The sequence below is a fragment of the Pedobacter sp. B4-66 genome, from assembly GCF_018492665.1.
Classification (GTDB): domain Bacteria; phylum Bacteroidota; class Bacteroidia; order Sphingobacteriales; family Sphingobacteriaceae; genus Pedobacter.
Window position 1 is genome coordinate 384,409 of sequence record NZ_JAFVME010000005.1, and the last position, 12,296, is coordinate 396,704.

Annotated in this window: 14 protein-coding genes; 11 read left to right on the plus strand and 3 right to left on the minus strand. The window is 37.9% G+C overall.

The window, feature by feature from the left end:
• The 6 genes from J1905_RS11120 (at position 1) to J1905_RS11145 (ending at position 5,654) form a co-directional block, all read left to right on the plus strand.
• Positions 1–528 (plus strand): hypothetical protein, encoded by a 528-nt coding sequence (locus J1905_RS11120; RefSeq protein WP_214227321.1) that lies wholly within the window; start codon positions 1–3, stop codon positions 526–528.
• Positions 525–1,826 carry a hypothetical protein gene (locus J1905_RS11125; protein ID WP_214227322.1) on the plus strand — a complete coding sequence of 434 codons (1,302 nt, stop codon included), beginning with the start codon at positions 525–527 and terminating at the stop codon, positions 1,824–1,826. The genes J1905_RS11120 and J1905_RS11125 overlap by 4 nt, the downstream gene beginning before the upstream one ends.
• Positions 1,827–1,912: 86 nt before the next feature.
• Entirely contained in the window at positions 1,913–2,704 is a 792-nt protein-coding gene (locus J1905_RS11130) for a TerC family protein (protein ID WP_214227323.1), read from the plus strand.
• An 8-nt stretch (positions 2,705–2,712) separates the two neighbouring features.
• Complete coding sequence (locus J1905_RS11135) at positions 2,713–3,768, plus strand: nucleoid-associated protein (protein WP_108204592.1); 1,056 nt, start codon at positions 2,713–2,715, stop codon at positions 3,766–3,768.
• An 86-nt stretch (positions 3,769–3,854) separates the two neighbouring features.
• Positions 3,855–5,390, plus strand: a complete 1,536-nt coding sequence (locus J1905_RS11140) for an MFS transporter (protein WP_214227324.1) — start codon at positions 3,855–3,857, stop codon at positions 5,388–5,390.
• 24 nt (positions 5,391–5,414) lie between these two features.
• On the plus strand, positions 5,415–5,654 hold the full coding sequence (locus J1905_RS11145; protein WP_108204590.1) for a DUF6814 family protein: 240 nt from the start codon (positions 5,415–5,417) through the stop codon (positions 5,652–5,654).
• 49 nt (positions 5,655–5,703) lie between these two features.
• Here J1905_RS11145 and J1905_RS11150 read toward each other — a convergent pair whose 3' ends face one another.
• Positions 5,704–6,888, minus strand: a complete 1,185-nt coding sequence (locus tag J1905_RS11150) for a class I SAM-dependent rRNA methyltransferase (protein ID WP_214227325.1) — start codon at positions 6,886–6,888, stop codon at positions 5,704–5,706.
• Positions 6,889–7,150: 262 nt separating this feature from the next.
• On the opposite strand from J1905_RS11150, the gene J1905_RS11155 reads away from it, so the two are divergent.
• From J1905_RS11155 to J1905_RS11165, 3 genes are all read left to right on the plus strand, one after another.
• Positions 7,151–7,486, plus strand: a complete 336-nt coding sequence (locus J1905_RS11155) for a tRNA-binding protein (RefSeq protein WP_214227326.1) — start codon at positions 7,151–7,153, stop codon at positions 7,484–7,486.
• Entirely contained in the window at positions 7,487–7,960 is a 474-nt protein-coding gene (locus J1905_RS11160) for a nucleoside deaminase (RefSeq protein ID WP_214227327.1), read from the plus strand.
• 156 nt (positions 7,961–8,116) lie between these two features.
• Positions 8,117–8,722, plus strand: a complete 606-nt coding sequence (locus J1905_RS11165) for a superoxide dismutase (RefSeq protein ID WP_173094338.1) — start codon at positions 8,117–8,119, stop codon at positions 8,720–8,722.
• Positions 8,723–8,815: 93 nt separating this feature from the next.
• On the opposite strand, the gene J1905_RS11170 is transcribed toward J1905_RS11165, so the two are convergent.
• Positions 8,816–9,748 (minus strand): hydrogen peroxide-inducible genes activator, encoded by a 933-nt coding sequence (locus tag J1905_RS11170; protein WP_214227328.1) that lies wholly within the window; start codon positions 9,746–9,748, stop codon positions 8,816–8,818.
• Positions 9,749–9,786: 38 nt separating this feature from the next.
• On the minus strand, positions 9,787–10,716 hold the full coding sequence (gene fcl / locus J1905_RS11175) for a GDP-L-fucose synthase (RefSeq protein ID WP_284445104.1): 930 nt from the start codon (positions 10,714–10,716) through the stop codon (positions 9,787–9,789).
• A 530-nt stretch (positions 10,717–11,246) separates the two neighbouring features.
• On the opposite strand from fcl, the gene trmB reads away from it, so the two are divergent.
• Positions 11,247–11,897: a tRNA (guanosine(46)-N7)-methyltransferase TrmB gene (gene trmB, locus J1905_RS11180; RefSeq protein ID WP_214227330.1), complete on the plus strand. Its 651-nt coding sequence runs from the start codon at positions 11,247–11,249 to the stop codon at positions 11,895–11,897.
• A gap of 26 nt (positions 11,898–11,923) precedes the next feature.
• The gene (locus J1905_RS11185; RefSeq protein WP_214227331.1) at positions 11,924–12,250 is read left to right on the plus strand and encodes an MGMT family protein; all 327 of its coding nucleotides are present in this window, start codon (positions 11,924–11,926) and stop codon (positions 12,248–12,250) included.
• The last annotated feature ends 46 nt before the right edge of the window (positions 12,251–12,296 follow it).

Genomic DNA, 12,296 nt, shown 5'->3' on the forward strand with positions numbered 1-12,296 from the left:
ATGAGCAAAAAGTTAGAAGAGTATATCAGAGAGCATAAAAAATCTTTTGATGTTGGAACACCTTCAGATAAGTTGTGGAGTAAAATTGAAACAGCATTAGACAAAGAAAAAGTAAAAAAGCCTTTGAGGGTGCCGTTGTGGTTCGCTATAGCTGCATCCCTGACCGTGGTGATGACGATTACTTTTATATATACTTATCGTAGTAAACAAACAGGGGTTGATATAGCGGATGTAAATCCAATATATGCACAAAAGGAAATGAAATTTGCCAGTCTTATCGAACAGAAAAAAGATAGCCTGATGGTTTATGCGCAGGAAAATCCAAAGTTGTACGGTGAGTTTAGCTCGGATTTACAAAAGTTGGGGGCTGACTATGAAAACTTAAAGAAACAATTGCAAAATAGTCCGAATCAGAAATTGGTGGTTAGGGCAATGGTGAAAAATTTGGAGCTACAGCTACAGGTAATAAACCAGCAATTATCAATTATTAATGAGGTTAGTCAATATAAAAAGGAGAATAAAATATGAAAAATTTAACAGGAGGTATTCTATCTCTGTTGCTTCTAGCAAGCATCGCCAATGCACAATCTGTAAATATTGAAAGCGCAATAAATACGGAGGTGGCAGTTAATGTTTCGAGTAAAACAAATATTGAAGCAATTGAGCCTATCAGTTTTACTCAGAATGGAAGTGAGGGAGACGATGATCCAATGCGATCAAAAACGTTTATCAAAACCTTCGCTATAGATAATTCTGATAAAATTGTACTTGGTAATCAATACGGATCTATACAGGTTAAAATATGGGATAGAAAGGAAGTGAAAGTAGATGTAGACATTAAGGCGTACAGTAGTAATGATGCTGACGTTCAGAAACTATTGGACAACATTACCATAGAGGCCGGTAAATCTGGAGATCAGGTTATTTTTAAAACCAAAATGGAGCAAAGGAATGGGAATTGGGGGAATGGAAGTCGAAACGGTAGAAGATGGAGAAGAGAAGTGAAAGTAAACTATGTTGTTTATATGCCTGCATCTAATTCATTAACCGTATCGCAAAATTATGGTGATGTGAATATGGGGGATTTAAATGGGCCACTTTATGTAAAAGTTCAATACGGTAATTTTACTGCGCAGAGTTTAAGCAATACAAACAATTATATTTCTGTGCAGTACGGGCAAACTAATGTTCAGGCAGTAAATAAGGCAGTGGTTAAGCAGCAATATGGATCAGGGTTAACCATAGGGACAGCTAATTCACTTGATATTGATGCTCAGTATACCGCGGTTAATGTGACTAATATTAAAGGGAATGCTGTTGTCAAACAGCAATATGGCTCAGGACTTACTATAGGCTCCGTTGAGAATCTGGATCTGGATGTTCAGTACGCTAATGTTAACATCAATACCATTAAAGGCAATGCTAAAATCAACCAGCAATACAATAATATAGCGATTTCTACAGTAGGTAATTTAGACCTGGATGCTCAATATGTAAGCGCAAGTATAGGTACCTTAAGAGGAGATGGTAAGTTTGATATGCAATACAATAAGTTAAGTATTGATGAAGTAACCAATGGTTGCAAATCGCTAACTGTTGATGGAGCGTACCTTGGAATAGGTATTAATTTTAATAATTCCTTTAACGCAGATTTCGATGTTCATACCAGTTATGCTTCGTTTAACTATGGTAACAGGGTTTCTGCCAGAATTATCGATGGAGGAGATAGAGATTCAACCACTAAAAATTACACAGGTAAAATAGGTAACGGAGGTGGAGCCAAAGTGAAAATCAGTTCCGACTACGGTTCAGTGTCATTTAAATAAAACAATAAACCAAACACAACTAAAGCTTGTTGATAAATTCAGCAAGCTTTTTTTATATCTTAGCTCCAAAATAAATTTTACATAATATGGAATTATTGAGCAGTCCGGAAGCTTGGGTATCACTACTGACTCTGACAGTTTTAGAGATCGTTTTAGGGATAGACAACATTATCTTTATCTCTATTTTGTCAGGTAAATTACCAGCCGATCAGCAAAAAAAAGGCAGACAGATAGGCTTGGCCCTTGCAATGATTACCCGTGTTCTTTTATTATTGTCACTTACCTGGGTGATGACTTTAACATCAGAACTGTTTAATCTTGGAGATTTAATTGGTGTTTCTAATGCTGAATGGTTGCAGAAATTATCAATTTCCGGGCGTGATTTAATTCTCATTATAGGAGGTCTATTTTTAATTTATAAGAGTACTCATGAAATACATGATAAATTAGAAAGTGAAGAAGAAAAGGAACTAAAAGGAAAAGTTCACTCTTTTGCTGGTGTAATAGTTCAAATATTACTTTTAGACATTGTGTTTTCTTTGGATTCAGTAATTACTGCCGTAGGTATGGCAGATCATGTCGAAATAATGATTGCTGCGGTTGTTATTGCGGTAATTATTATGATGGTCTCGGCCAGTGCGATAAGTAATTTCGTAAATAATCACCCAACAGTAAAAATGCTTGCATTATCCTTCCTGTTGCTAATTGGCGTTTCGCTGTTAGCCGAAGGCTTAGACCAGCATATTCCTAAGGGATATATTTATTTTGCAATGGCTTTTTCAATTTTAGTAGAGATGCTGAATTTGAAAATGAAGAAAAATGCGAAAAAACCTATAGAGTTGAGAAATACACCTCACGAAGAGGAAACTAAAAACTAATACCATTAATGATTTCTTTTTTTGAAGCTTCCCTTGCAGAGCTTTCCATTCATAGAATTGGAAACAAATCGCAAGATGAATTTTACGTGTTGTCTGAACAGTCGGTAGCAATACAAGACAATATGTTGAGTAACCTGTTGCAGCAATATTTTCTCAGCCCGTACGAAAAGGTAAACGAGATTTACCGTTTTTTTCATCCCAATTCAGATCTGAATTTAAATGAAGTATATCATTTTGCATCAGAGATATTTGAAAAAGGAGAGACCTTTCATGAAAATAGTAAGGAGCTTGCCAAATATCTATATGATGTATCAGGACATCCGAAAATAAAATCAGGAGAACTTTATCTTGCTTATTTTGAAAATGTGCAGATTGAAGGAGAACTTCATGATGCCATTGGTATCTTTAAATCAGAAACCAAAGAAACTTATTTGAAGGTGTATCCTGAGAATAGTGGGTTTGGATTAAGCTATGAGCAGGAGGCAATTAATATCAACAAGCTTGATAAAGGCTGCCTCATCTTTAATACCGACAAAGAAGAGGGCTATAGAGTCGCCGTAATAGATCAAACCAATCGCAGTGCAGAGGCTGTATACTGGAAGGATGAGTTTTTGAAATTGAAAACCAGAAACGATAATTTCAATCAGACAAACAATGTGCTGGGGGTATACAAAAATTTCGTTACCGAGAAGCTAGATCAAGACTTTGATATCTCTAAAGCCGATAAAATAGATTTGTTAAACAAGTCTATGAAGTACTTTAAAGAGAAAGAAAGCTTTGATATTGATGAGTTCTCGAATGAGGTTATTGGCAATTCAGAAGGTATCGAAGCGTTTAAAAATTATAAGAAAAGTTACGAAGAGGAGTTTGATGCACCTATTCCCGATAGCTTCGATATTTCTGGTGCTGCGGTAAAGAAACAAGCCCGCGTTTTTAAAAGTGTACTTAAGCTGGATAAAAACTTTCATATTTATATCCATGGCGATAAAGAACTGATAGAAAAAGGTTTCGATGATGATAAATCGATGAATTACTATAAGGTTTATTTCAGAGAGGAAGAGTAATTACTTTTAGCATTATAGTTAAAATGTTTGGCTGTTAATTAATAATAATTGTAGTTTAGTAGTTAGCCAAATATTCTAAACTATATATGAACGTTGAACCGCAAAAGAACAGCATTTTCAAAGTAATCGGGGCATCGTCCCTGGGCACATTAATCGAATGGTATGATTTCTACATTTTTGGGAGTCTTGCCACTATTATAGGATCACAACTTTTCCCTGCAGATGCAGGAGCCTCAGCATTAATAAATACCCTTGCAATATTTGCAGCAGGGTTTATTGTTCGCCCTTTTGGCGCCTTGGTTTTTGGCCGTTTGGGAGATCTTATTGGTAGAAAATATACTTTTCTTTTAACCCTGGTGCTTATGGGTGGGTCAACCTTTCTTATTGGCCTTATCCCATCTTATTCTAGTATTGGCTATGCCGCCCCAATTTTAGTTTTGATTCTGCGCCTGATACAGGGGCTTGCACTAGGAGGTGAGTATGGTGGGGCTGCAACCTACGTGGCAGAACATGCGCCTGCAAATAAACGAGGTTTCTTTACAAGTTGGATTCAGACCACTGCAACGGGTGGATTATTTCTTTCATTAGGGATAATTGTATTGACTAAAAACCTTCTTGGTGCAGAAGATTTTGCTGCCTGGGGATGGAGAATCCCGTTTCTACTATCTATTTTATTGGTAGGTGTTTCCATTTACATTAGAATGAAAATGCATGAGTCGCCAATGTTTACCAAATTAAAAACAGAGGGCAATATCTCTAAAAATCCACTGAAAGAAAGTTTTAGTAACAAGGCAAACTTTAAAATGGTTTTGCTGGCTCTTTTTGGTGCCACAATGGGACAGGGGGTTATTTGGTACACAGGTCAGTTTTATGCTCAATCATTTATTGAAAACACCTGTAAAGTCGATTTTAACGACTCTAGATACATTCTTTTGTGGGGTATAGCCTTTGCCACCCCTTTCTTTGTGGTATTTGGTTCATGGAGCGATAAGGTGGGTAGAAAATGGATTATGCTAACAGGGATGCTGCTGGGGATTATCTTTTACAGGCCGATATATCAGATATTCCTTGACGATACTGATGTAAGTCAGGTTACGCAAAATGATATTAAAGAGGTTTCCAATCCTGTTGTTACGAGAACCTTGATTGAGAATACTTCTGACAGCTTAATTACAACCACCTCTCAGGTTACTTTACTAAGCGGTGCGTCGTTTACAAAGGTACAGGCGCACACTAAATATGCTGATTTGAGTAAGCCAGCGAGTATTGCTCCTGATGCTTTTAAGGATAAAAAGCTTTCTACTCCGGTTTTCTGGAAATTCGTGTTCCTGATTTTCTTCCAGATTTTGCTGGTAACTATGGTTTACGGGCCAATTGCAGCATTCTTGGTTGAGTTGTTCCCAACAAAAATAAGGTATACATCAATGTCGCTGCCATACCACGTTGGTAACGGAGTGTTCGGGGGGCTGGTGCCTTTTATTGCAACGCTTATAGCTAGTTTCTCGGGCTCTACGCCATTATCTGGTTTGTGGTATCCAATTGGGATCGCGGCATTAAGTTTTGTAATAGGAGCCATTTATTTATCGAACAAAAAGCCGGATCATGGCGAGGCTGATCATTAAAATCAAATAAAAGAGAAATTTACGATGAACGGATTAAAAAAAGCATTAGGAATATTCTGGATCATACTTGGTCCGGCATCCATCATATTTATGTTTATGCAGGCTATTGAAAAAGTAGGACTTGCACCCGAAGGAGTGGCAAAAACAAACACCGCTTTGCAGTGGGGCATTATCTTATTTATTTTTATCCCTATCAGTGCAGGCCTTGTTGTTTTTGGCTATTATGCTTTAAAAGGGGAGTATGATAAGCTACCAGAAGACTAGTGAGACTATCGTTCTGCTGAATTTATTTCAGCAGAACGATAGTTAAATATTACAATACTCTTAAAAGCAATCCCTTTAAATACTCGCCTTCAGGGAAAGAAATACGTACAGGGTGATCTTCAGGTTGGCTAAATTGTTTAATGATTTGTACTTCTCTGCCAGCATCTAATGCAGCCCATGCGATGATCTGTTTAAATGTTTCAAGATCCACAGCGCCTGAACAGGAGAAGGTAGCAAGTATGCCACCACTTTCCAAAAGAAGCATTCCAAGTCTGTTTAAGTCCTTGTATGCACGGGCAGCCCTGTCTAATGCAGAGCGTGATGGCGCATATTTTGGTGGATCAAGTACTAAAACATCAAACTTTTTACCTTCTTCCTTAAACACACGAAGTTGTTTGTTTACATCTGATTGGATGCTAGTTTGTTTATCCTGATCAAGTCCGTTGAGACTTAGGTTATGCTGTAAAGTCTCTATAGCAAGAGCAGAACTGTCTACACTTGTTACATGAGAAGCACCTTGCTTTAAGCTGTTCAACGAAAAACCGCCGCTATAGCAGAAACAGTCCAATACTGTCTTGTTCTTGGTATATTCAGCAAGAATTAATCTGTTGTCGCGTTGATCACAATAGAAACCTGATTTTTGTCCATCTGCTATATTGATGTGGTAAACGACTCCGTTCTCTTTTACTTCAATAAATTCCGGAGGGGTTTCTCCCCATAATAACCCTTGGGTAGCTTCCAGATTTTCGTGTTTGCGTGCTCCTGCGTCGCTTTTATCAAATATTCCAGTTGGATTTAATTCTTCCCTTAAAATATCGATGATATCTTCTTTAACTGTTTCTATGCCTGCACTTAAAATTTGCAGAGACAGAAAATCAGCATATTTGTCTACAATTAATCCTGGTAAAAAGTCGGCCTCACTAAATACAAGCCTGCAAGTATTGGTGTTTTCGCTTAATACATGTTTGCGTGATGCAATTGCACTTCTAAGCTTTTGCTGGTACCATGCCTTGTTCACTTCAGTATTTTGATCCCATTCTAACAAGCGTAAGGCTACTCTTGATTGGTCGTTGTAATATGCATAGGCAAGAAATTCCTTCTCTGCCGACCATACGGATACTATTTCGCCATTTAAAGGCTTACCTTTAACTTTATCGATTGCACCAGAGAAAATCCATGGATGACGAAGTATGGCCGCTTTTTCTTTACCTTTTTTGAGTATTACATCAATCATGGTGCAAAAGTAATAGAAAAAATTAGTAATCTCTTCACAGGCTGCGCCAGCTAGGTGCCCGAAGAGGGCACAACCTGACAATGCCTGTTCTGTGATACTAATTTTTGGAAAGCAGGGAGGTCAGTAAGGGAGGTGAAACATGGGGGATAAGTAGGTTGAAAAGGATAAGGTGAGTAGTGGAGGAAAGCGAAGAGGTTAGTAGATTGCGAAGTAATTTAATAAATTTACGGCTTTTGTAAATGATGATACAGAATGATATTTTATGGAAGAAATAACCTGGAATGATTTTGAAAAAGTAGAACTTCGCGCAGGAACTATTCTTGAAGTTCTTGATTTTCCAGAGGCGAGGAAACCGGCCTACAAAGTAAAGGTAGATTTTGGAGATCTTGGAATTAGGATGAGCAGCGCGCAGATTACTGCACATTATACTAAAGAAGAGTTGGTTGGCAAACAAATAGTGGGCGTGGTTAACTTTCCTAAAAAACAGATCGGAAAATTTATGTCCGAGTTTTTAGTGACCGGTTTTGCCGACGAAAATGGAGATATTGTGTTAACGGCCTTAAATGGCAAAGTGCCTAATGGCAGTAAATTGTGCTAAATGAGTTATTATAATTTTTCAGAAGAAGAGAACCCAGCAGCAGAAGACGAGCATTTTATGCTTTTAGCACTTCAGGAAGCTCAAAAAGCATTTGATGCAGATGAGATTCCAATTGGGGCGATAGTGGTTTGTAAGGGCAGAATAATTGGTCGCGGACATAATTTAACCGAGCAGTTAAATGACGTTACTGCACATGCGGAAATGCAAGCGTTTACAGCAGCTTCTCAAACCTTAGGAGGCAAGTATTTAAAAGATTGCACACTTTATGTAACCGTTGAGCCTTGTGTAATGTGCGCTGGTGCAAGTTATTGGACGCAGATAGGCCGCATAGTTTACGGAGCGCCAGAACCCAAAAGAGGATTTACAACTAAAGGAGCAGCCTTGTTACATCCCAAAACAATTTTAAAAGGAAATATTTTGGCTCTTCAGTGCGGAGATTTGATGAAACGGTTTTTTATAAATAAAAGGGGTTAATATTGACAAATAATTGAACAAAACTTAACCTCCGAATGTTATATTTGCTCAGTTGAATTGTTTTTTAGTTATTCTCAGCGTTTAATCCTGAACTTTTGAAATACAATTTGGCCGAGATTGTCCGAAAATATTTTTTAAACTTAAATCATAAATAATATGGCTTTTGAATTACCTGCGTTACCATACGCAACAGATGCATTAGAACCGCATATCGATAAACAAACTATGGAAATTCACCATGGTAAACATCACCAGGCTTACGTTACCAACTTAAATAAAGCTTTAGAAGGCAAGCCAGAAGCTAGCCAAAGCATCGAAGAAATCGTTAAAAATATCTCTAAATTTCCAGCTCCGGTAAGAAACAATGGCGGTGGTCATTACAATCACTCTTTGTTCTGGGAAGTTATTGGTCCAAATAAAGGTGGTGAGCCTAAAGGTGAATTAGCTGAAGCAATCAATGCAGCTTTTGGATCTTTTGCTGATTTCAAAACTAAATTTGCTGAAGCTGGTGCAACTCGTTTCGGTTCAGGTTGGGCTTGGTTAAGCGTTGGTGCTGATAAAAAATTAGTAGTTTCTTCTACTCCAAATCAAGATAATCCATTAATGGATATCGCTGAAGTAAAAGGCACTCCAATTTTAGGTATGGATGTTTGGGAACATGCATATTACTTGAAGTATCAAAACAGACGTCCTGATTATATTTCAGCATTCTGGAATGTAGTTAACTGGGATGCAGTTGCAGAACGTTTCAAAAAAGCATAATTAGTTTTTTAAAAACTGATAAAGCAAGAGGCCGGTGATATTGATCACCGGCCTCTTCTGTTTAAAAGCCTAACTAGGAGCAGTAAGATATTTTTAGATCCCTACTACATCCTTTTTCTTTTTCTGGCGCATTGTTTTAGGGATAATAGCTAAGATTTCTTCCTTAAGTGCATTGAGCATTCTCTTTTTTATGAAGTTTTTATGGGTAACCAAACTGATCTCGCGAACAGGTTCAGGAGATTTGAAATGCCTTACTTTGCTTAGTTGTTTGTTGCTTAACTCTTCTAATGCAAGCTCTGGTAGCAGAGTAGCTCCGTTATTCATGTCAACCATACGGATAAGCGTTTCAACACTTCCTGTATTGTAAGTTAGTCCCTGAAGACGATTTTGCTTAGTAGATCTGCAAATATTTAGCACCTGAGATCGCATGCAATGCCCTTCGTTTAATAGCCAGATGTTTTCATCTTCCAGGTCGTCAGCATCTATCGTTTTCTTTTTATATAGCTTACTGTTCTTGCTGATGTAAGTAACAAAGTTTTCATAATACATCGGGGTTTCTTCTACTGAATTATCTCCCAGCGGAGTAGCTAGTATTCCGCAGTCAAGTATTCCGGTTTTTAAATGATGAATGATGTCCTCGGTGGTATATTCCCAAATCAGGAGTTTCAGTTCGGGGTATTTTTCCATCATTGAGGCAATTACCCTTGGTAAAAGGTAAGGTGCTACCGTGGGGATGATACCCACCTTAAGCTCGCCAACAACATCTTGCTGCTGACTACTAATTATCTCTTTAATTTTATGACTTTCCTGAAGAACTAAGCGCGCCTGTTCGATAATCTGAGCCCCTATTTCTGTCGGAATGATGGGTTGTTTGCTGCGATCAAAGATTTTTACATTTAGCATTTCCTCAAGTTTTTGTACCTGCATACTGAGTGTAGGCTGGGTAACAAAGCACTTCTCGGCGGCACCTACAAAACTTCTGTAAGTATCTACCGCTACTATGTATTCTAGTTGAACTAAGGTCATATAGCTAAAGTTTATTTTCTTTAGCAAATATATCAATTTTAACTATGCTTCTCTACAAAATCCTGATAAGCTAGTTTAATTCCTTCTTCAAGCTCTATTTCATGCTTCCAGCCTAATGCGTGTAATTTAGAAACATCCATTAATTTGCGAGGTGTGCCGTCTGGTTTACTACTGTCAAAGGTTAATTCGCCTTCAAATCCTACGATGCGTTTGATTAATAGCGCAAGGTCTTTTATTGTCAGGTCTTTTCCGGTTCCAATATTTACAAAACCAGGCTCGTTGTATTCCTGCATTAAAAAGTAACAAGCATTAGCCAGGTCATCAGCAAACAAAAATTCGCGCATTGGAGATCCAGAACCCCAGATGTTAACTTCCTGAGCGTCATTGACTTTTGCTTCATGAAATTTGCGGATTAAAGCAGGCAGTACGTGAGAGTTTTGTGGATGATAGTTGTCGTTATAACCATACAAGTTAGTTGGCATTACGGAGATAAAGTCACAGCCATACTGCGAACGATAAGCGTCGGCCATTTTTATACCTGCTATTTTAGCAATAGCATAAGGTTCATTGGTCTCTTCCAATAATCCTGTAAGCAGATAATCTTCTTTTAAAGGCTGGGGTGCAAGCTTCGGATAGATGCAACTTGAGCCTAAAAACATCAGCTTTTTTACACCGGTTTTATATGATTGGTGAATTACATTGTTTTGGATGCAAAGATTCTCGTAAAGAAAATCAGCTCTGTAGGTATTGTTGGCAATAATGCCGCCTACTTTAGCAGCAGCCAGGAATACATACTCAGGTTTTTCTGATTCAAAAAAATCAGTTACCGCCTGTTGATTGCGCAAGTCTAATTCTGCCGAAGTTCTGGCGATCAGATTTGTAAAACCTTCCTTAATCAATTTACGATAAATGGCTGAGCCTACCATACCTCGGTGACCAGCTACATATATTTTTGCGTTCTTTTCCAATGTATTTTTAATGATTGTTGCAAAAGTACGAAATCCTGCGGTCATCCTGAAGGCTTAGAATTGGAAATGCTAAGAGGATGAAATGACATTTTTTTTGGGTTCTAAAACTGAGTCGGTTTTTGTACCTATCTCATTCGGTACTTGTTCGACACTGGTCGAACGAGGTACGAACGAAGTGCGTTTAAAGGTGGTGACAGGGACGACTATGATATCGGTTCCCGATCGGCCATTTTTACGACCCAATATTTAGTGAATAGGAACTTAGGTAAGTAGCAGTTCCTATTTAATTTTTCCTATCAATAGAACCCTGTTGAAAGGGAAAATTAAATATAAGAAAAATAAAAATAAGGCGCAATGATAATTTTGTTTAAAGCTTTAATTGGGGGTTTATTTTGCTTCGCAGTTTCTTTGTGATCAGAATCCCCCAAGAAAAAAGCAACCAGGTAAATGAGTAATCTTGAAATAAATTCAGGAGGACAATGTGTATGGAATAACAATTTGCCTAAGTTTGTATAAAAATAATTTTAGTAGTGGGTAAAGACAAGTTAAGAAAATTTGCAGAAATAGACACCTTTCCTAATGTTTATCAGCTTGATGCGGGTAAGGAATTGAAGGGTAAGTGGGCGTCTCAGCATTTTAAAAATAACAATCCGGTTGTTTTAGAACTTGCTTGCGGCAAGGGCGAATATTCCGTTGGATTGGCGAAGATGTTTCCTGAGAAAAACTTTATTGGCGTTGACCTTAAAGGAAACAGGATTTGGCGTGGTGCGCGTACTGGAGTTGATGAGGGGATATCGAATCTTGCTTTTTTAAGGATTCAGATTGAAGATATCGTGGACTTCTTTGGTGAGCATGAAGTAGACGAAATCTGGATAACCTTCCCTGATCCGCAACCACAAGATAGTCGCGAGAAAAAGCGTTTAACCTTCCCCGGATTTTTAGATAGGTACAAAACTTTTTTAAAGCCAGGGGGCAAAATAAACTTGAAAACTGATAATGATGGTTTGTATCTTTATACTGTGGAGACGGTTAAAGAACTGGGATTGATTTGTCATAAAAGTACAGATCAGTTATATAAATCGGAATTCGCAGATGCTGTTTTAGCAATCAAAACGCATTATGAAAGGATTTATCTGAAACACGACAAGAACATAAATTACATTCAGTTCTCTTTTGATTGATATAGGGTTGAATATAAATGGATTAGATGGAGCAATCATTTTATGACCAGGTTTTTGAATTAGTAAGGTTAATCCCGAAAGGGAGAGTGACTTCGTACGGAGCAATTGCTAAAAGCCTTGGAGCCGGAGGCTCAGCCCGAATGGTGGGTTATGCAATGAGTAATGCTCATCTGGCCCATCCGGCAATACCTGCGCACAGAGTGGTTAATAGTAGTGGTTTGCTGACCGGTAAATTTCACTTCCCGGAGCCTAACTTGATGCAGGAAATGCTTGAGAAAGAGGGGGTGATAGTTAAGAATGATAAAATCCAGAATTTCAAACAGCATTTCTGGGATCCTCTAATTGAATTATAAGATTGAAATTCTAGCTTTAGCTAATATTGGGATGAACTTAGTTTAT

Coding starts and splice junctions, on each gene's coding strand:
- J1905_RS11125 (WP_214227322.1), top strand. CDS start 525: ATGAAAAATTTAACAGGAGGTATTCTATCTCTGTTGCTTCTAGCAAGC.
- J1905_RS11140 (WP_214227324.1), top strand. CDS start 3,855: ATGAACGTTGAACCGCAAAAGAACAGCATTTTCAAAGTAATCGGGGCA.
- J1905_RS11135 (WP_108204592.1), top strand. CDS start 2,713: ATGATTTCTTTTTTTGAAGCTTCCCTTGCAGAGCTTTCCATTCATAGA.
- J1905_RS11185 (WP_214227331.1), top strand. CDS start 11,924: ATGGAGCAATCATTTTATGACCAGGTTTTTGAATTAGTAAGGTTAATC.
- J1905_RS11160 (WP_214227327.1), top strand. CDS start 7,487: ATGAGTTATTATAATTTTTCAGAAGAAGAGAACCCAGCAGCAGAAGAC.
- J1905_RS11155 (WP_214227326.1), top strand. CDS start 7,151: ATGGAAGAAATAACCTGGAATGATTTTGAAAAAGTAGAACTTCGCGCA.
- J1905_RS11165 (WP_173094338.1), top strand. CDS start 8,117: ATGGCTTTTGAATTACCTGCGTTACCATACGCAACAGATGCATTAGAA.
- J1905_RS11130 (WP_214227323.1), top strand. CDS start 1,913: ATGGAATTATTGAGCAGTCCGGAAGCTTGGGTATCACTACTGACTCTG.
- J1905_RS11120 (WP_214227321.1), top strand. CDS start 1: ATGAGCAAAAAGTTAGAAGAGTATATCAGAGAGCATAAAAAATCTTTT.
- J1905_RS11145 (WP_108204590.1), top strand. CDS start 5,415: ATGAACGGATTAAAAAAAGCATTAGGAATATTCTGGATCATACTTGGT.
- J1905_RS11150 (WP_214227325.1), bottom strand. CDS start 6,888: ATGATTGATGTAATACTCAAAAAAGGTAAAGAAAAAGCGGCCATACTT.
- J1905_RS11170 (WP_214227328.1), bottom strand. CDS start 9,748: ATGACCTTAGTTCAACTAGAATACATAGTAGCGGTAGATACTTACAGA.